This window comes from Soonwooa sp. T0.1_25 (assembly GCF_057652215.1).
Genome location: NZ_JBYFBZ010000006.1, coordinates 17,614 through 34,663, shown reverse-complemented (window position 1 = coordinate 34,663; position 17,050 = coordinate 17,614). Strand labels below are relative to the sequence as shown.

Sequence of the window (17,050 nt, the reverse complement as noted above, 5' to 3'; positions counted from 1 at the left end):
GTTTAAAAGTATAAAATAATTAACTTTAAATCGTAATTAAGACAATGAAAAAGAGCACATTCAGTCCTGCAAAGATTGCAGGTGTTTTAAAGGAGTTTGCCGGCGGCCGCAGTGCCGAGGAATTGGCAAGGGAAAATGGCATCAGCACAGCAACTTTATATAAGTGGCGCCAGAAGTACAATGGCATGGAAGCCAGTGAACTCAAACGGGTGAAAGAGCTGGAAGAAGAAAATGCCCGACTCAAGCGGATGTACGCAAACCTCGCGATGGAACTTGACGTTGCAAAATACATTATTGAACTTAGCGAAGCTAAATCATGAAGTCATTTAGAAAGCATTAATTATTTCTGAATAAAAAAAGCTCTAAAGCCTTGTCGGAAACGGGAGATTGTCATGGAGATCCATGAGCTCCGTCCGAAGGATTCCGGCAAGGCTTTACGTGTACTTAAATTAAGGAGAAGCAGTTTTCATTACCGCTCACTGAAAGATGATTCTACGGTGATGATGGAGCTCAAACAACTTACACAGAGACATCCGAGAGAAGGTTTCTGGAAATACTATTACCGGCTGCGCAACCGTGGCAAAAAAAATCAATCATAAGCGGCTACACAGGATTTATAAGGAAATGAAACTTCCTTTGCGGCGCAAGGTAAAGAAACGGATCCCTGCCAGAGTAAAATCGCCCCTGGAGGTTCCGGAAAAATTTACTCACACGTGGAGTATAGATTTTATGAGTGACGTACTTGCCACTGGCAGAAAGTTCCGCAGTTTTAATGTGATTGATGATTACAACAGGGAAATTCTTCACATTGAGGCAGATTACAGTTTGAAAAGTTCGCGGGTAATCTGGATACTGAACCATCTGGTGAACCGCTACGGCAAGCCTGAGAAAATCCGCATGGATAATGGTCCTGAGTTTATAGTAAATACTGCTGAAGTTTGGAGCAGGGTAAATAAGATCAACTTTGCTTATATCCAACCGGGGAAACCTACACAGAATGCCTACATTGAACGCTTGAACAAAACCTACAGGAATCAGATCCTGGATGCATATATTTTTGAAAGTTTGGATGAAGTAAGAAGTGTTACTCAGGAATGGGTAAGAGATTACAACTACGAAAGACCTCATGATTCATTGGGTGGATTGCCACCGGTGATGTGGAAAAATGGATAGCAAGCCCAGGCTAAGGCCAGCACTTTTCCTGCTCACTTTTCTACATCCGACAACAACAGCAGTAAAAAATCAAGAAAAAAATTCTACTTTTGAAGTGTACTGAAAATGGGGAGCTTACACAAATCTACCTAGTAATTTTAATTAATCTGGATTTTAATTAGTATAATAATTTTATTCAACAGTATAAAATTCAATTTATTATATAATTAACAATAAGATAAAAAAAGATAAACATTTAAGCTTCTGCTAATTTTTTCAACATACCATTGAAAATTAATCCGTGAAATGGTAAAACGGAATACCAATATAACCTTCCAGATACACCAAGAGGACGAAATGTTGCTTTTTGATGCAATACCCCATCTTTGATATGAAATTCTAACCAAGCTTCTCCAGGAACTTTCATTTCCGCAAAAAGTAAAAGACGTTTTTCTTCTTTGCTAGCATACAAAACGCGCCAAAAATCTAGAGAATCTCCTGCTTCTAATTCGCTGTTATTCCTCCTGCCTCTTCTCAAACCCACTCCTCCAAAAATTTTATCAAGAAACCCTCTTATTTTCCATAGAAAATTTGCATAATACCAACCTGTTTTACCACCAATCCTGAAAACTCTATCAATTACAGCATCTTCATTATGAATTTTAATTTTTCTAAAATCCTTGAAACAACCTTTTTCTGGAACTTCTAGATATTGCCAAACATTTCTATTATGAAATTTATTTGCAAAAGAATCATACCAACTGCTTAAAACATCATTTTGCTTAATTTTATCAAAAGCCATATTAATGGCTTCTTTGTAAGAAAATAAATGAATACCTAAATCAGAAGCCAAGGAATTGGGTTTTGCAATCACATCAATTTTCATGCTATCAACCAAATTTACTGCTAAAGAATAGGTAGTAGAAGTAATGAAATATAACCAATATGACGAAAGTTTAGGAGTCATTACCGGAACCGTAAATATCCATCTTTTAAGACCACGCACTTCGGCATATTGCATTAGCATTTCTTTATAGGTAAGAACATCATTACTTGCAATATCATAATTTTTATTATACGTTTTTTCTACACCCAAAACTTTGGTTAAAAATTGTATTACATTTCTAATTCCGATTGGTTGACATTTCGTTTTCAACCATTTTGGAGCTACCATAATTGGTAATTTTTCGACTAGATCTCTTATAATTTCAAAGGAAGCACTTCCTGAACCCACAATGATGCCCGCCCTTAAACACGTTAAAGCATATTTTTCACTTTTTAATGCGTGTTCTACATTTTTTCTTGATTGAAGATGTTTTGAAAGTTTATCTTCGTTGATAATTCCAGTAAGAAAAACAACCTGTTTAACATTTGTTTTCTCTAATGTTTTTCTAAAATTTTCTGCAGATATTTTTTCTTTTTCTAAAAAATCGCCATCACTTGAGGACATTGAATGTATCAAATAATAAGCAAAATCTATATCCTTAGGAATATTTTTGAGCGTAGATTCATTCAAAAAATCATTTTCTAACACTTCAATTTTATCAAGATGACTAGTATATAATTTAAGGCCAAATCTTTTTTTATCTCTTACTGAGCAAACAACATCATGACCTTCTTCTAATAACTGAATCAGAAGTCTTTTACCAATATAACCCGTAGCACCAGTGAGAAATATTTTCATGAAATTATTATTTTTTCTAAAATCTTATATCTACTTTCGAAGATAAATTTAACCCTGTTAACCACCATACTTCCAGCAAGAACATCACCTAATATTCCCAATGGAAGTTTAAAATTGACGATATCAGTCATTAAAACTTTTCCTTCAGAGGTTTCAGTAAAATGATGCTCATGATGCCACATGGCATAGGGACCAAAACGCTGTTCATCAACAAAAAACTTTTTTTCCTGTAAATGCGTGATTTCGGTAATCCAATTACTAGAAATTAAAGGAAGTATTCCTATTTTATAGGTAATAATTTGTCCAGCGTATGTTGTATCAGCAGGATTATTCGTAATACTGAACTTCATTTCTTCAGGGGTAATTTTATCTAAATTCTTAGGAAGCGTAAAAAAATTCCACGCTTTTTCTAAAGAAATTGGTAGAATTTGTTCTGAAGTTAACGTATAAATACCGGATTGTTTTTTAATTGAAATTTTCATTGAAAAAACTAATTTTTGATAGATAGAGGATAATTAAATTTTCTTCTTAAATACTCAAACAGAACTACACTAGAGTATAACATGGTAAAACAATAAAAGCTATCTTCTAAAGGCATAGTTCCCACACGAATTCCTAAGTTTTCATCATTATTATAATACACCACAGGGCTATCGGTAAACATTCCTGTAAGTGCAGAATTGACTAAAAAAAACGGAACATAAATTAAAATAAAACTCAAATAAAATCTACGAGCATATTCCCATTGAGTCAATATTTGAAACAACATAAGCAAAGCAAAAAGTCCAAAACTTGAAGCGGTGTAAATTTTGTCTAAATTCCAAACAAAAACGCAAAAACTTACCATGAATAATAAAATACTAATACCTTGTGTTACTTTCTTTGTAAGCTTAATTGTTGGAAGAAAATATTCTAAGGAATAATGTATAAAATTACTTGCATAAGGAATTAATAAGAAAAAGAGCCATTCTTCTAGTGGGAGTTTAAACAATCGAAATCCGACTAAATATTGATCATTAAATCCCCAGACATTTTGATACGCAAAGTAAATATCCCAAAGAATAAAGAAAAAACCAACAATAAATAGTGCTGAGAAAAAAGGCTTCCAAAAACGAATAAAATTCATCCATTTCTTTTCAAAACTAAAAAGAAAAGGAACTACAAAACTCGAAATATCTAAAAACAAATATAAGTACTTTTCCAAAATTTAAGTTATGAAATTGACATTTTAGCTTCTCTAAAATATTTCATGGGAACATATAACATCCCGAAGCATTCTCCATCTTCTTTACAAAGATGTTTGTGGTGAATTTTGTGAGCTTTTCTTAATCCTCTGAAATACCAATTGTTTGTTTTATCAAACCACTTAAATCTTCTATGTATCAGCACATCATGAATTAAAAAATAAGCCATTCCATACATCAGGATTTCTAAACCAATGAAAAACATAAAGTTAATACCATTCAATGTTCCGAAATAGAACAATAGCATACTAGGGATAGCAAATACGACAAAGAAAAAATCATTTTTTTCAAAAACATGAGGATAACCCGGTTGATGATGATCTTCGTGAAAATACCAACCCAAACCATGCATAATGTATTTGTGTGTTAGCCAAGTAACACCTTCCATTGTTACAAAAACCGAAAGAGTGATGAGTAAAAATTGTATTGCTTCCATCTTTTAAATTTTAAAATATTTTTTTATAAAATTGATGAGATTATCATCCCCACAATTTTTGTAATTTTTCATAATAAATTCTTTATCCGTCTTCATATTTTCATTATAACCTAATAATTTAGGTGTTTTTTCCTGAGAAATATACCTCATTAGTCTAATTTCCACATTATTTGGCTCTTTCTTCACAGCATCTTCCAGTAATTTCTTTCCCTTTTTGAAATATGAATATTTGCTTATTGGATTACCGGCATATTTCGCCATAAAAAAATTCCCAACAGCATAAAAAGCTTCATAAATTGGTTTGTTAGTAGTTTCATAAGCGTATTTTGATTTATTAATCAAATTTTTACTCACTTCTTCTGATGTTTCTCCTTTTTGAAGGTAAGTTCTTAGTTCCGATAAGCTTTGAGATTTAAAAAATCCAAAACTAAATACCAGTAAAAAAAGTAATTTTTTCATCTTACCAAATTAAAGTTTTTTGCTAAAATCATTTCACCAAGAAGATAAATTTTTCTGGCATTTGAAACACTTATCCTTTTTTGCATGAGGACTTCCGGCTTACACTTCTTAATTTTTTTAAACAAATTGGTATAGTATTTATATGCCATAAAAACTGCTAATTTAGAAGACATTGGAAGCATTTTAATTCCTATTAAAGCATGTTCAAAATCTTTTGCAATATCTTTTTCAATCTCTAATTTATCCTGAAGTGAGAAATTTCTAAAATTCACATTAGGAAAATAAGTTCTTCCTAAGTCACAAAAATCTGCATTAATATCCCTTAAAAAATTAATTTTTTGAAAAGCTGCTCCTAAGCTTTGTGCATAAGGTTTTAATTTTTCATACTCTTCAGAATTACCATCAACAAATACTTTCAAACACATAAGCCCAACCACTTCGGCACTTCCATAAATATATTCGTTGTATTTTTCATCATTTAAATCTTTGATTTCACCCAAATCCATTCTCATAGAATGCAGAAAAGCATCTACCAAATCCTGAGAAATATTTTTTTCTTTCTGAGTTTTACAAAACGAATGTAAAATTGGATTTAAAGAAATGCCATTTTGTAAACCATTGCGATAATTTCTCTCAAATTCATCAAGCAGTTTTGCTTTATCATAATCATGAAAGGTATCTACAATTTCGTCTGCAAAACGTACAAATCCGTAAATATTGTAGATATGCTGACGAATTTCTGGCTTGAATAAAGTAGAAGCGCGAGAAAAAGACGTGCTGTATTTTTCGGTAACCATTTTTGAGGTTAATCCAGAAACCTGATTAAAAATTTGGAAATTACTCATGATTTTTTGTTTTATTCTATGGAATCTGTGTGTTTTAAAATATAATCCGTAACTACTTTACCTGAGATTAATGCAGGTGGTACACCTGGTCCAGGAACGGTTAATTGACCTGTATAAAAGAAATTCTTTAAATTTTTATTCTTAATACTTGGTCTCAAAATTGAAGTTTGCATTAAGGTATTCGCCAAACCATAAGCATTACCTCTACACGAATGATAACGCTCTTTAAAATCATTAACTCCAAAAGATTTTTTGAAAAGAATAGCATCACTCAAATCTTCGCCAGTGCATTTTTTAATTCGATCCAATATGATTTGAAAATATTTCTCGTGAATCTCTTCGTTAACTTCTAAATCTACCGCAACCGGAATTAAGAAAAATCCCACTTCTTTGCCTTCTTCACAAAAACTATCATCTGTTTTGCTTGAAAAATTTGCGTAGAACAATGGTTTTTTAGGCAATTCTTTGGTGTCGTAAATTTCTTTTGCATGAAGTTCAAAATCGGTATCAAAAAATAAATTATGATGCAGGAGATTCTTCACTTTTCTATTGAATGCCACATAGTACAAAAATGAACTTGGCGCAAAGGTTTTCTTTTTCCAATATTCTTCAGAATAATTTCTGTTGCCATTTAATAGTTTTTCTGTGTGTGCATAATCTGCTCCTGAAATAAAAACATCTGCCTCGTAGATTCCATTTTTAGTAATAACTTTTTTCACTTTATTTTCAGAACTTACAATCTCAGTAACTTCTTCGTTTACTTTGAATTCTACCCCTAATTCTCTTGCCAGTTTCACCATACCCAATGCCACAGCATTAAAACCTCCTTTCGGATACCAAGTACCCAATCCGAAATCGGCATGATTCATAAAATTATAAAAAGCAGGCGTTTTATTGGGTTTTGCACCAAGAAAAAGAACAGGAAACTCCAAAATACTCGTTAGTTTAGGATTTTTAATATTCTTTTTTACCTGTTGAGAAATATTTTTTACAAAAAGATTCAAGCGCTTTGCTGTTTCCAGGGAAACTAATTCCAAAAGTGAAAGCCCAGGATTGTAAACCAAGTCCTGCATCGCAATGCGATAATTCTCTTTGGCTTCATCCATAAATCTTTTCAAATGTTTACCACTTCCTTTTTCAACTTTTTCAAAAGTGTTAATAATTTGTTCGGGAGTATCTTCAATATCAATAAAATCATTTTCTCCAAAAACAACTCTGTACGCAGGAGAAAGCTTTTCTAATTGATAATAATCGGAAACTTTTCTGCCAAAATCTGAGAAAAATCTCTCAAAAATATCCGGCATCCAATACCAACTTGGTCCCATATCAAACTTGAAACCATCAATTTCTATCATTGACGCTCTACCTCCTAACTGCTCGTTTTTCTCCAATACCGTAACTTCATAACCAGCTTTCGCCATATAACAGGCAGAAGCAAGGGAAGAAAATCCTGAACCAATGATAACTACTTTTTTCAAAATCAATTTTTATTTAACGGTTTAATTGAAAGATTATTTACATATTATAATACATTCTCATAATGATGCCCGAAATACTCTTTTTTAGTTTTCAGATAAGAATGATTAATTTCATTAGGCGCTATAATCAAAGGAATTCTTCTTTTCAGTTTAATATCGCTTTGTTCTACATATTTTGCTTTCTCTGGATTATTCGTTAAAAGATTAATCTCCTTTACTTCCAAAATTTTCAGCATATCTATAGCAACATTAAAATCTCTAGCATCTGCAGGTAATCCTAATTGCAGATTAGCTTCAACCGTGTCAAGACCTAATTCCTGTAGTTCATAAGCTCTGATTTTATTAATAATGCCGATATTCCTACCTTCCTGTCGAAGATACAAAATTATACCGCCATTTTCTTGCATATATTTCATTGCAGCATCTAATTGCTGACCACATTCACATTTTTTTGAATGAAAAATTTCTCCTGTAATACATTCCGAATGAAAACGAACATTAACAGGTTTTGTAAAATCTGTATTTTCTGCAATCATCGCAATATGAGGCATCCAATTTTCGTCATTATCCGAAAAAGCAACCATTTTGAAGTCCCCAAAATCAGTTGGTAGATTGGCTTTTGCTTGTGGTTTTATCATGTCATTAATTTTATAAATTATTTTTATTGTACAAATATATACCAATTATTAAATAATTAGTAAAATATTTTACTATTTTTGTCATAGATAAATTTTATTAACAACAGAAAGTATACATATAAAACATAATCAAATGAAAAACAAGGAGTTAAATTCAGATTATTTACTATCTCTTTATGGAGATTATTTATTAGAAAACAGAGAAAGACCTAAAAGCGTCTACAGTTTTGCGAAGGAAAACAAATTTGAAGAAAAAGAATTCTATCAATTTTTTTCAAGTTTTGATCATTTAGAAAAAGAAATCTTGAAACATTTTTTTCAAAAATCACTAGACCTGACTATAGAAATAGAAGGCTATGAAGAAATGAGTGCTAAAGAAAGATTATTGAATCTTTATTTTATCTTTTTTGAAAATCTAACGATAAACAGGTCTTTGGTTACAATGATTTTAGAAAAAAGAGATTTAACAATGTTACAAAAAATGCAAAAACTAAAATCTGAGCATAGGACATTTGTTAAAACATTAGACTTTAATGATTTAGAAATTTTAGAAAAGGCAAAAGAATCATTTAAAAATTTCAACTCTAAATCTAGAGAAGAAATCCTTTGGTTGCACTTTTTATCTATTATAGAATTTTGGCAAAAAGACGAATCACCAAACTTTGAAAAAACAGATTTGTACATAGAAAAAACGATAGACACTGGTTTTCAGTTTATAGACCATGAGCCTTTGAAGAAGTTTGTAGACTTAGGAAAATTTTTGTGGAAAGAGAAGTTTCAAAAAATTTAAAGAATGAAAACATTAGATAGAATTCCTACAGGAAAGATAGACCGTGCAAGTAATTTGATTAAGGCTGGAGCAAAGGTTGGAGTAAACTATATTAAGTATTATGGTAACAAACTCACCAAAGATGAAGAGGAAGCTAAATCTATTTTAAATCGTGATAATGCCGAAGATATTTATGACAGCTTAAAGGAACTAAAAGGATCTGCACTAAAAGTTGCTCAAATGTTGAGTATGGAAAAAAACATTATGCCTCAGGCTTATGTAGAAAAGTTTTCTTTAGCTCAATTTTCGGTTCCGCCACTTTCAGGAGCTTTGGTAAAAAAAACTTTCAGAAAATATTTTGGGAACAATCCTGAAGCCATTTTTGACACTTTTTCTCCTGAGTCTCTAAATGCTGCGAGTATCGGACAAGTTCATAAAGCCACAAAAAACGGAAAAGTATTAGCGGTAAAGATTCAATATCCTGGCGTTAAAGAAAGTATTTCATCTGACTTGGCTATGGTGAAACCAATTGCTATGCGAATGTTTAATATTAAAAAAGAAGGTTCGGAAGCGTATTTTCAAGAAGTAGAACACAAATTATCTGAAGAAACCGATTATACATTGGAACTTGAAAGAAGTCAAAAAATTGTAAATCGATGTAAACACTTAGATAATTTGAAATTTCCCAATTATTATCCTGAATATTCTTGTGAGAAAATAATTACAATGGATTGGTTAGATGGTCAGCATTTTTCAGAATTCACCAAAGAACGACATTCACAAGAAATGCTAAATAAAATAGGACAATCTTTTTGGGATTTTTATATGTATCAGATGCACGAATTAAAACAAGTACATGCTGATCCTCACCCAGGAAACTTTCTTATTTCTGATAAAGGAGAACTAATGGTGATTGATTTTGGTTGCATTAAAGAAATTCCTCATGAATTTTACGAACCTTATTTTGAATTGGCAAAGAGTGAAAATTTACACAACAAAGCGTTTTTTGAGAATAAATTATACGAATTAGAAATTCTGCGAACACAAGATTCTGCAGAAGAAAAAGTATTTTTCACCAAACTATTTCACGAAATGTTGGAATTATTTACAAGACCTTTTAATCAAGAATATTTTGATTTTTCAGATGAATCATTTTTTCAAGAAATAGCTGATTTAGGTCAAAAATACGCCAAAATATCAGATTTAAAAAACATGAATACCAACCGAGGTTCTAGACATTTTATCTATTTAAACAGAACTTTCTTTGGACTGTATAATATGATGCACGATTTAGGAGCCAAAAATATTGCTATCAATAATTATATAAAATATCAATAATGCATTTTGGTACAAAAAATCTTCAAGAATTACAAGAAAGAAAACGAGCTAATCTGATTAATTGTATCTCGGGTTACAAATCAGCTACTCTAATTGCAACACGCTCTAATGTTGGTTTTGAAAATGTTGCCGTTTTTAATTCCGTGGTACATTTCGGTTCAAATCCACCTATTTTAGGCTTTATTTTAAGACCAACAACAGTCGCACGAAACACTTACGACAACATCAAAGAAAATGGTTTTTACACCATTAATCATATTCATCAGGGAATTTTTGAAGAGGCTCATCATACTTCTGCGAAATATCCTAAACAAATATCGGAATTTACTAAAACGAATTTAAAACCTGAATATAAATGCGATTTTTTTGCACCTTTTGTTGAAGGTTGTAAAGTTCAAATGGCCTTAGAGTTTCTAGAAGAATATCATATTAAAGCTAATGGAACGATTATGATTTTAGGAGAGATTAAACATCTTTTTGTGGAAGATACTATGATTTTTGATGACGGTTTTGTGGATTTATCCAAAGGAAAAACGGCTTGCATTAACGGACTGGAAGCTTATGCATTCCCTAATTCTATTGTGCGTTTGGGATATCAACGACCCAAAGAATGAAAAGAGTAAAAAAAAAACATTTACCTTCAAAAATTTGTCTCACCTGTGGCTTGTCCTTCACTTGGAGAAAGAAATGGGAGAAAAATTGGGAAGAAGTAAAATTTTGTAGTGAAAAATGCAGGAAAAGTAAAAACTCAAAATCACTCTGATATTTAAAAATATAAATTATTATGATGACAGAAAGAGATTTAGACCGAATTATAGAAATGGCTTGGGAAGACAGAACTCCTTTTGAAGCCATAAAATTACAATTCAAAATATCCGAAGCACAAGTCATTGAATTGATGAGAAAGGAACTAAAAAGAAGTTCATTCAACCTTTGGAGAAAAAGAGTAAACTCAGGAGTTAGTCAGAAACATCTGAAAAAGAGAAATCCCGAAATCAATAGATTTAAATGCGACAGACAAAGAACAATTAGTTTAAATAAAATATCAAAAAGATGAAAAATATAGTCATTATAGGTTGCGGAAGTGGTATTGGATTGGCAACAGCAAAAGAACTACAAAGCAGTAATCAAATCATTGGAATTTCTAAAACTAAAAATTCAGCAATTGAAAATTTAAATATACAATTTCATGAAAAAAACATCATTACAGATAATATAGATGACATCCCTTTTCCTGAGGTTATTGATGGAATTGTTTATGCACCAGGAAGCATCAACTTAAAACCATTTAACCGATTAAGTATAGATGATTTCAAAAATGATTTTGAAATCAATGTTTTAGGAGCGGTTATCATTATTCAAAAGTTATTGCCTAATTTAAAGAAATCTGACAATGCAAGTATTGTTCTTTTCAGTAGTGTTGCTGCAAAAATGGGAATGCCTTTTCACGCTTCTATTTCCGCAAGTAAAAACGCTGTTGAAGGCCTAGTAAAAAGTTTAGCTGCTGAATTTTCAGCTCAAAAAATAAGAGTAAATGCCATTGCCCCATCATTAACAGAAACCAAATTAGCCACTGCTTTATTGGCATCACCAGAGAAAAGAGAAGCCGCCGCGAAAAGACATCCGCTACAGAAAATAGGAAATCCAGAAGAAATTGCAAAAATGGTTATATTTTTACTTTCTGATTCTTCCAGTTGGATTACAGGACAAATTTTTGCTATTGATGGAGGAATGAGTACAATTAAATTATAAAAAATATGGACACAAGTTTTTTGCTTAATCTAATATTAGAAGTTCAGGAATACGAACAATCAAAATCTAATAAAAACAATTTTACTATAGAAGATTTTAGAATATGGCTAAACGAAAAAGCCTATCAAAATACAAACCCAACTGAACTTTTTAAAAAAGAAAATCAGAAAGTATTTGATTTAGAAAACGAAATTGCAAAGCAGGTAATATTGCTTGGTAGATTTTCTAAACAAATGATTCGCAGAGGATTAAAGGATTTTCCAAATTTAGCCAATGAAGAGTTTACTTATCTGTATCGTTTAATGGATGAAAAATCACTTACCAAAACTCAATTGGTAGAGAGAAATGCTCACGAAAAACAAACAGGTATGGAAATTATCCGAAGATTGGTGAAAAATAATTTGATAGAAGAATTTTCAGATGAAAACGATAAAAGAATAACACGACTAAAAGTAACTGATTTAGGGAAAGAAGTTTTCAAAAAATCGGTTCAGGATGTTACTTTGGTTTCAAGAATTTTATCTGCTAAAATAAGTGATAAAGAAAAAGAAAGTCTACTTTCTATACTTAAAAAATTGAATGAATTTCATTTCACCGTTTATTATGATCACAAAGATTCTGACATTCACAAAATCAATGAATTAATCTAATGGCTAAAATTTCATTTTTTGGTTTAGAAGAGATTTACGGTTGAAAGACAATCATGGATTGTATGAGGCGCTGAAATCGGACAGCAAAGTTTTACCAATTTTTATTTTTGATGAAAACATACTTAATCAATTAGAAAATAAGTCTGATAGACGCGTTAATTTTATTGTTGAAGCACTACGAACGCTAAATTCATTCTTAAAAACTAAAGGAAAAACTATCAAAATATACATCGGTAAGCCATTAGAAATATATCAAAAACTTTTGAGGAATACGAAATATCGGCAGTATATTCTAACGAAGATTACGAACCTTATGCACCAAAAGCTTACACAGAATGAAAAATATGCCAAAAAAATGTCGAGAATAAGAAGTAAAACAGTAGAACCCGTGATAGGAACGTTGGTCAACTTTACCAACATGAAGAGAGTCAATACACGAGGCATCAAAAACGCAAACAAACATGTAATGATGGCAACTTTAACGTACAACTTGAAGAAATACATGCGTTTTACCATTAAAAAACCAAGTCTTTTAGCCCAAGTTCTATCCTTAAAACAAGAAGAACTTTGCTTTTGTAAAAACAGTCTTTTTAAACTTCAATAACTCAATTTTAAGCCTTCTAAAAATTAGAATTCTACACCTTAACTAAAATAAAACCTCGCTTAAAAGTACGTAAACGAGGTTGAAATTTTATGTTTTTGAAAACTATTTTCTAAAAATGTGAGTTGTGCAACGGTTACCAATGTTGTGCGTAGTCACTTTTATTTATTTGTACATTTTAATTTGGTTGATTTTATGAGCTTAAATTTCTTTGTTATATCATTCCATAAATATTCATTTCTAACAGGCTGTGTAAATTCACCATCTTTAAAATTATTAATTACTAACAAATTACTATTTGCTTTTGTATTTATTGCTTCATTATCGTCTTCTAAACATCGCATTACTGCATCTGGGGAATAAGGTTCATTATTTTCTGGAATATCATATACTAGTCCAGTTTTAACATCAGCAATCACAGCACTAGTTTCATATGTTGTATTTCCAATTTCTAATAGAATATAATGTCCTGCAAAATTAATATCATTAGATTCATAAATACCTTTTGCCATTGTAGCGTAAGATTTTGTTAATGGATTTGAAAGATTCTTCAATTTTGCTTTTTTTATAATTTGAATTTTTGCAGGGTGTTTATCAAATTCATAATTTGTTTGTTTTTGTGAAAATAAAAAAATTGCAGAAAATAGAAATGTTGAAGTAATAGTTTTTCTCATCAGTTTATTTGTTTAATATTTTGTAATTCAATCTGTGATCGTGTTTTTTATAAAATTTCCGCTAACGGAAAATGTATTAGCGAACTGCGGGCTTAAGTTGAACGAATGTTCAAGTTCAGACCAATCAGAGCCGATGCTTTTTCAATGAAACTAAATTACAAAAAAATGTGTAATTGAAAAGCAGCGGAGGATAAAAATTTCAAATCTTTCAGGTTTATTTACCGATGTGAACGAATTGATGGAAGCCCGAATTTTAGATACCGTTATCGGAAGTTTAATTGGCGTTTTAGTAGGATGGATATTGCATCACAAAATTTTCATTACCAAACTTGAAAAACAATTTCGCAGCGCACAGATTCAATGGCGTAGAAAATAATAAATTCCGTTTCAGCATTGAGGCGGATTTTCTTTTTTGAAAAAACAGTATTAAAATTTTAAAATATTTTTTAAAAGCAGTTCATATTTTCAATTCGGATTTTATGTATATTTGATTCTGTTTAAAGTGGTTACGCAGCTCTCATCAAATTATTTTTAAATGTTAAAGCATAAATATTTTAGCAGAAAACTTAAAAACACAATTAAAGATTCCTCGGTTTTTGCTTAATGCTTTCGCGCTCGTTAGAAACTAATAACACCAATATGAAAATAAATTCTACTCTTTCTTCTAAGTTTCATGCACCAGAATCATCTTCTACTTTGTTGAAAAATCGGCTTTCGATGATTTGTAGATGTATGATGTTTTTTTGTTTGACTTTAGGTATTACCTCCCGTTTGAATGCGCAAAACTTATCTGAAGTCATCAGCAATCTAAAATCAGAACTCAGTAAAAATCCCGACGATAAAAAACGGGCGTCGATTTACTCCGATCTCACTTGGTATTACGCCAGTGTTTCGGTGGATTCTGCGCTTAGTTACGGGAAAAAAGCCATTTCGGCAACGGAAAAACTTCAGGATTCGGTCTTGCTAGCGCAGGTTTACAGTGATTTGGGAGTGGTTCATTTTCGAAATAATGATTTCAAAAATTCAGAAAAAAATTATCTGAAATCTTATCAAATCCGCAAAAAACAAAAGAACGCCGCGGGAATAGCAAAGCTCAATAATAATCTGGCTTCAGTGTATCAAAGTAGTTTTCAGTACAACAAAGCAATGAAAATGTACCTGGAAGCTTTGAAATATTTTGATGCGAAAGGAGATGTAAGAAATTCCAACATCACCAAGGCGAATATTGGACTGTTGTTTGTGGATTTAAAGGACAATCGCAATGCGATCAAATACATTACAGAAGCGATCAGCTATTTTGAATCTCAGGAAATAAGCGTGGAAATAGAGAATAAACTCTGCGAAAATTACCTGAACTTGGGAAAGGCATTTCAGATGCAGAAAAATTATTCCGAAGCGGAAAAACAATATCAAAAGAGTGCTGCAATTTGTAATAAAATCGGGAATAAACAGGGAATCTCTTTTGCTAACAGAAACTTGGGAAACCTGTACATCATGCAACGAAAGGATTCTTTGGCGCAAGTAAATCTCCAGGTTTCACAAGAAGTTCGGGAAGAATTTAATTCTAAAATTGATCAGGAAAGCAACAGCATTGATGTGGCTCAAGGCTTAATTGTAAAAGGCAAATACCACGATGCTAAACGAATGCTTTTGAACATTTTGCCGACTTTTGAAAAAGAAAAATCTAAAGAAAATCAGCTTTCTACCTACAAACTCCTTACAAATGTTTATCACAACACTGCGCAGCCGGACAGTGCGGAATTTTATTTTGAAAAATACATCGCATTAGATAATGAATTGGTGAATACCAACGTGATTTCCAGTACAACAGAGCTCGAAAAGAAGTACCAGACTTTGAAGAAAGATTCCGAAATTCTTCAGCAGAAATCGAAAATTTTTAAAAGAAATGTTGCGATTTCCTCGTTGGCCGCTTTGCTTCTTTTTGGTTTCGTTTTTTACAGAAACCGTCAACATCGCCAGAAAATGGAACATCAAAAAGCCATTCTCCATCAGCAAGATTTGGCTACAAAAGCGGTAATTACAGCCGAGGACAACGAGCGGAAACGGATGGCAACACACCTGCACGACGGAGTGGGACAACTTTTAATGGCTGCTAATATGAATGTGAGTGTCTTGAATGAATACAAAGACAATCCTGAAAATTTTAAAAATATCACGCAGAAAATATCGAATATTCTGTCGGATGCCATTGCGGATGTTCGTACGCTTTCGCATCAGATGATGCCGAATATGTTGATTAAAAACTCGTTGGCCAATGCCTTGAGAGACCTCATCGAGAAAACATCTACGCCAAAACTCGCTGTTAATCTTCAAATTGAAGGACTTGAAAACGAAATTGATCAAAATATTCAGGTGACACTTTACAGGATTATTCAAGAATGCATTAACAATACCGTTAAACATTCGGGTGCCGATAAAATCGATATTTCCGTGATACAGTCTGATAAAAAAATTACCACAGAAATTAAAGACAATGGCAAAGGTTTCGATCCTTTAAAAATTACGGAAAACAAAGATGGAATCGGCCTGCAAAATATGAAAGCCAGGATTGAAATGCTGAAAGGAAAAATGCGGATTGATAGCGATACAGATCGTGGTACAGAAGTTTTTATAGAAATACCAATCGTTTAATTATTTTCCTATGAAAATTGCCATAGTTGATGATCATCAGATTATAATTGATGGAATCGAAATGCTTCTCGGTTTGGAGAAAAATATTGCGATTGTGAAAACCTATACCGATGCCTTTGATTTTTTGCAAGATATGCGGGAAGAAAAGATCAATCCGGATTTATTGCTGATGGATTTAATGATGCCCACAATAAGCGGATTCGAATGTGCGAAAATCCTGAAACAGGAGTTTCCCAAGCTTAAAATTATTATTCTATCGATGAATTGTGATCCGAAAGTAGTTTATGAATTGGTTGAAAAAATAAAAATTGAAGGTTATCTTTCCAAAAATGTCAACAGACAGAATCTGGTGCGTGCACTGCAGGAGGTACAGTTGGGATACATTCACCTTAGCGAGGAAGCAGAAATGGCTTTGAACCAATTTAAGCGAAAAATCATTGATTATCCGCAAATCATATTGACCGCCCGCGAAAAACAAATCGTGAAATTAATGATCGACGGACTTACCAATAAAGAGATTTCTAATGCATTGTTCATCAGCGAAAGTACTGTAGAAACCCACCGAAAAAATATCTATCGAAAAACAGAAACCCATTCGTTTCCTAAATTAATTCAAGTGGTTGCCAACCTCAATTTATTGGCAGATTAATTTTCGATAGACTCAAAAATACCCTTTAG

The 17,050-nt window shown here is 32.0% G+C and carries 21 protein-coding genes; 12 read left to right on the top strand and 9 right to left on the bottom strand.

Going from position 1 to position 17,050, the window contains the following annotated elements:
• Positions 1-44: 44 nt before the first annotated feature.
• Together AC23MB_RS09525 and AC23MB_RS09520 are read left to right on the top strand one after the other, a co-directional pair.
• Complete coding sequence (locus AC23MB_RS09525; RefSeq protein WP_487787114.1) at positions 45-320, top strand: transposase; 276 nt, start codon at positions 45-47, stop codon at positions 318-320.
• A 256-nt stretch (positions 321-576) separates the two neighbouring features.
• The gene (locus AC23MB_RS09520; RefSeq protein ID WP_487787113.1) at positions 577-1,173 is read left to right on the top strand and encodes an integrase core domain-containing protein; all 597 of its coding nucleotides are present in this window, start codon (positions 577-579) and stop codon (positions 1,171-1,173) included.
• A 235-nt stretch (positions 1,174-1,408) separates the two neighbouring features.
• Here AC23MB_RS09520 and AC23MB_RS09515 read toward each other — a convergent pair whose 3' ends face one another.
• Genes AC23MB_RS09515 through ribA form a run of 8 tightly spaced genes read right to left on the bottom strand, consistent with a single transcriptional unit; the run spans position 1,409 to position 7,936 of the window.
• On the bottom strand, positions 1,409-2,836 hold the full coding sequence (locus AC23MB_RS09515; RefSeq protein ID WP_487787112.1) for an SDR family oxidoreductase: 1,428 nt from the start codon (positions 2,834-2,836) through the stop codon (positions 1,409-1,411).
• Entirely contained in the window at positions 2,833-3,318 is a 486-nt protein-coding gene (locus tag AC23MB_RS09510; protein WP_487787111.1) for an SRPBCC family protein, read from the bottom strand. The genes AC23MB_RS09515 and AC23MB_RS09510 overlap by 4 nt, the downstream gene beginning before the upstream one ends.
• A gap of 8 nt (positions 3,319-3,326) precedes the next feature.
• Positions 3,327-4,040, bottom strand: coding sequence for a lycopene cyclase domain-containing protein (locus tag AC23MB_RS09505; RefSeq protein ID WP_487787110.1), 714 nt, complete (start codon positions 4,038-4,040; stop codon positions 3,327-3,329).
• Between the two features lie 8 nt (positions 4,041-4,048).
• Positions 4,049-4,516 carry a sterol desaturase family protein gene (locus AC23MB_RS09500; protein WP_487787109.1) on the bottom strand — a complete coding sequence of 156 codons (468 nt, stop codon included), beginning with the start codon at positions 4,514-4,516 and terminating at the stop codon, positions 4,049-4,051.
• A 3-nt stretch (positions 4,517-4,519) separates the two neighbouring features.
• Entirely contained in the window at positions 4,520-4,975 is a 456-nt protein-coding gene (locus AC23MB_RS09495) for a hypothetical protein (RefSeq protein ID WP_487787108.1), read from the bottom strand.
• Positions 4,972-5,820, bottom strand: a complete 849-nt coding sequence (locus tag AC23MB_RS09490) for a phytoene/squalene synthase family protein (protein ID WP_313031473.1) — start codon at positions 5,818-5,820, stop codon at positions 4,972-4,974. Before AC23MB_RS09490 ends, AC23MB_RS09495 begins: the two co-directional genes overlap by 4 nt.
• An 11-nt stretch (positions 5,821-5,831) precedes the next feature.
• The gene (locus AC23MB_RS09485; RefSeq protein WP_487787169.1) at positions 5,832-7,301 is read right to left on the bottom strand and encodes a phytoene desaturase family protein; all 1,470 of its coding nucleotides are present in this window, start codon (positions 7,299-7,301) and stop codon (positions 5,832-5,834) included.
• 41 nt (positions 7,302-7,342) lie between these two features.
• On the bottom strand, positions 7,343-7,936 hold the full coding sequence (gene ribA, locus AC23MB_RS09480) for a GTP cyclohydrolase II (protein WP_313031470.1): 594 nt from the start codon (positions 7,934-7,936) through the stop codon (positions 7,343-7,345).
• Positions 7,937-8,069: 133 nt separating this feature from the next.
• On the opposite strand from ribA, the gene AC23MB_RS09475 reads away from it, so the two are divergent.
• Genes AC23MB_RS09475 through AC23MB_RS09440 form a run of 8 tightly spaced genes read left to right on the top strand, consistent with a single transcriptional unit; the run spans position 8,070 to position 13,049 of the window.
• Complete coding sequence (locus AC23MB_RS09475; RefSeq protein WP_487787107.1) at positions 8,070-8,726, top strand: TetR/AcrR family transcriptional regulator; 657 nt, start codon at positions 8,070-8,072, stop codon at positions 8,724-8,726.
• Between the two features lie 3 nt (positions 8,727-8,729).
• Positions 8,730-10,043, top strand: coding sequence for an ABC1 kinase family protein (locus AC23MB_RS09470; RefSeq protein WP_487787106.1), 1,314 nt, complete (start codon positions 8,730-8,732; stop codon positions 10,041-10,043).
• Positions 10,043-10,657 carry a flavin reductase family protein gene (locus AC23MB_RS09465; protein WP_487787105.1) on the top strand — a complete coding sequence of 205 codons (615 nt, stop codon included), beginning with the start codon at positions 10,043-10,045 and terminating at the stop codon, positions 10,655-10,657. The genes AC23MB_RS09470 and AC23MB_RS09465 overlap by 1 nt, the downstream gene beginning before the upstream one ends.
• Positions 10,654-10,806, top strand: a complete 153-nt coding sequence (locus tag AC23MB_RS09460; protein ID WP_313031455.1) for a DUF2256 domain-containing protein — start codon at positions 10,654-10,656, stop codon at positions 10,804-10,806. Before AC23MB_RS09465 ends, AC23MB_RS09460 begins: the two co-directional genes overlap by 4 nt.
• Before the next feature lie 21 nt (positions 10,807-10,827).
• A complete protein-coding gene (locus AC23MB_RS09455) occupies positions 10,828-11,100 on the top strand; it encodes a TIGR03643 family protein (RefSeq protein ID WP_409456526.1) in 273 nt (90 codons plus the stop codon).
• Positions 11,097-11,795, top strand: a complete 699-nt coding sequence (locus AC23MB_RS09450; protein ID WP_487787104.1) for an SDR family NAD(P)-dependent oxidoreductase — start codon at positions 11,097-11,099, stop codon at positions 11,793-11,795. The genes AC23MB_RS09455 and AC23MB_RS09450 overlap by 4 nt, the downstream gene beginning before the upstream one ends.
• A 5-nt stretch (positions 11,796-11,800) precedes the next feature.
• The gene (locus AC23MB_RS09445; protein ID WP_312323632.1) at positions 11,801-12,445 is read left to right on the top strand and encodes a MarR family winged helix-turn-helix transcriptional regulator; all 645 of its coding nucleotides are present in this window, start codon (positions 11,801-11,803) and stop codon (positions 12,443-12,445) included.
• A gap of 40 nt (positions 12,446-12,485) precedes the next feature.
• Positions 12,486-13,049, top strand: a complete 564-nt coding sequence (locus tag AC23MB_RS09440) for a deoxyribodipyrimidine photo-lyase (RefSeq protein WP_487787103.1) — start codon at positions 12,486-12,488, stop codon at positions 13,047-13,049.
• Between the two features lie 158 nt (positions 13,050-13,207).
• On the opposite strand, the gene AC23MB_RS09435 is transcribed toward AC23MB_RS09440, so the two are convergent.
• Positions 13,208-13,720 carry a hypothetical protein gene (locus AC23MB_RS09435; RefSeq protein WP_487787102.1) on the bottom strand — a complete coding sequence of 171 codons (513 nt, stop codon included), beginning with the start codon at positions 13,718-13,720 and terminating at the stop codon, positions 13,208-13,210.
• A 639-nt stretch (positions 13,721-14,359) separates the two neighbouring features.
• Between AC23MB_RS09435 and AC23MB_RS09430 the strand changes: the two genes are divergently transcribed.
• Together AC23MB_RS09430 and AC23MB_RS09425 are read left to right on the top strand one after the other, a co-directional pair.
• Positions 14,360-16,372, top strand: a complete 2,013-nt coding sequence (locus AC23MB_RS09430; protein ID WP_487787101.1) for a tetratricopeptide repeat-containing sensor histidine kinase — start codon at positions 14,360-14,362, stop codon at positions 16,370-16,372.
• Positions 16,373-16,382: 10 nt separating this feature from the next.
• Complete coding sequence (locus AC23MB_RS09425) at positions 16,383-17,021, top strand: response regulator (protein WP_313031433.1); 639 nt, start codon at positions 16,383-16,385, stop codon at positions 17,019-17,021.
• The last annotated feature ends 29 nt before the right edge of the window (positions 17,022-17,050 follow it).

Excerpts from the sequence above, each read along its gene's own strand:
- AC23MB_RS09525 (WP_487787114.1), top strand. The coding sequence starts at position 45 with ATGAAAAAGAGCACATTCAGTCCTGCAAAGATTGCAGGTGTTTTAAAG.
- AC23MB_RS09515 (WP_487787112.1), bottom strand. The coding sequence starts at position 2,836 with ATGAAAATATTTCTCACTGGTGCTACGGGTTATATTGGTAAAAGACTT.
- AC23MB_RS09510 (WP_487787111.1), bottom strand. The coding sequence starts at position 3,318 with ATGAAAATTTCAATTAAAAAACAATCCGGTATTTATACGTTAACTTCA.
- AC23MB_RS09500 (WP_487787109.1), bottom strand. The coding sequence starts at position 4,516 with ATGGAAGCAATACAATTTTTACTCATCACTCTTTCGGTTTTTGTAACA.
- AC23MB_RS09495 (WP_487787108.1), bottom strand. The coding sequence starts at position 4,975 with ATGAAAAAATTACTTTTTTTACTGGTATTTAGTTTTGGATTTTTTAAA.
- AC23MB_RS09490 (WP_313031473.1), bottom strand. The coding sequence starts at position 5,820 with ATGAGTAATTTCCAAATTTTTAATCAGGTTTCTGGATTAACCTCAAAA.
- ribA (WP_313031470.1), bottom strand. The coding sequence starts at position 7,936 with ATGATAAAACCACAAGCAAAAGCCAATCTACCAACTGATTTTGGGGAC.
- AC23MB_RS09475 (WP_487787107.1), top strand. The coding sequence starts at position 8,070 with ATGAAAAACAAGGAGTTAAATTCAGATTATTTACTATCTCTTTATGGA.
- AC23MB_RS09470 (WP_487787106.1), top strand. The coding sequence starts at position 8,730 with ATGAAAACATTAGATAGAATTCCTACAGGAAAGATAGACCGTGCAAGT.
- AC23MB_RS09465 (WP_487787105.1), top strand. The coding sequence starts at position 10,043 with ATGCATTTTGGTACAAAAAATCTTCAAGAATTACAAGAAAGAAAACGA.
- AC23MB_RS09460 (WP_313031455.1), top strand. The coding sequence starts at position 10,654 with ATGAAAAGAGTAAAAAAAAAACATTTACCTTCAAAAATTTGTCTCACC.
- AC23MB_RS09455 (WP_409456526.1), top strand. The coding sequence starts at position 10,828 with ATGATGACAGAAAGAGATTTAGACCGAATTATAGAAATGGCTTGGGAA.
- AC23MB_RS09450 (WP_487787104.1), top strand. The coding sequence starts at position 11,097 with ATGAAAAATATAGTCATTATAGGTTGCGGAAGTGGTATTGGATTGGCA.
- AC23MB_RS09445 (WP_312323632.1), top strand. The coding sequence starts at position 11,801 with ATGGACACAAGTTTTTTGCTTAATCTAATATTAGAAGTTCAGGAATAC.
- AC23MB_RS09435 (WP_487787102.1), bottom strand. The coding sequence starts at position 13,720 with ATGAGAAAAACTATTACTTCAACATTTCTATTTTCTGCAATTTTTTTA.
- AC23MB_RS09430 (WP_487787101.1), top strand. The coding sequence starts at position 14,360 with ATGAAAATAAATTCTACTCTTTCTTCTAAGTTTCATGCACCAGAATCA.
- AC23MB_RS09425 (WP_313031433.1), top strand. The coding sequence starts at position 16,383 with ATGAAAATTGCCATAGTTGATGATCATCAGATTATAATTGATGGAATC.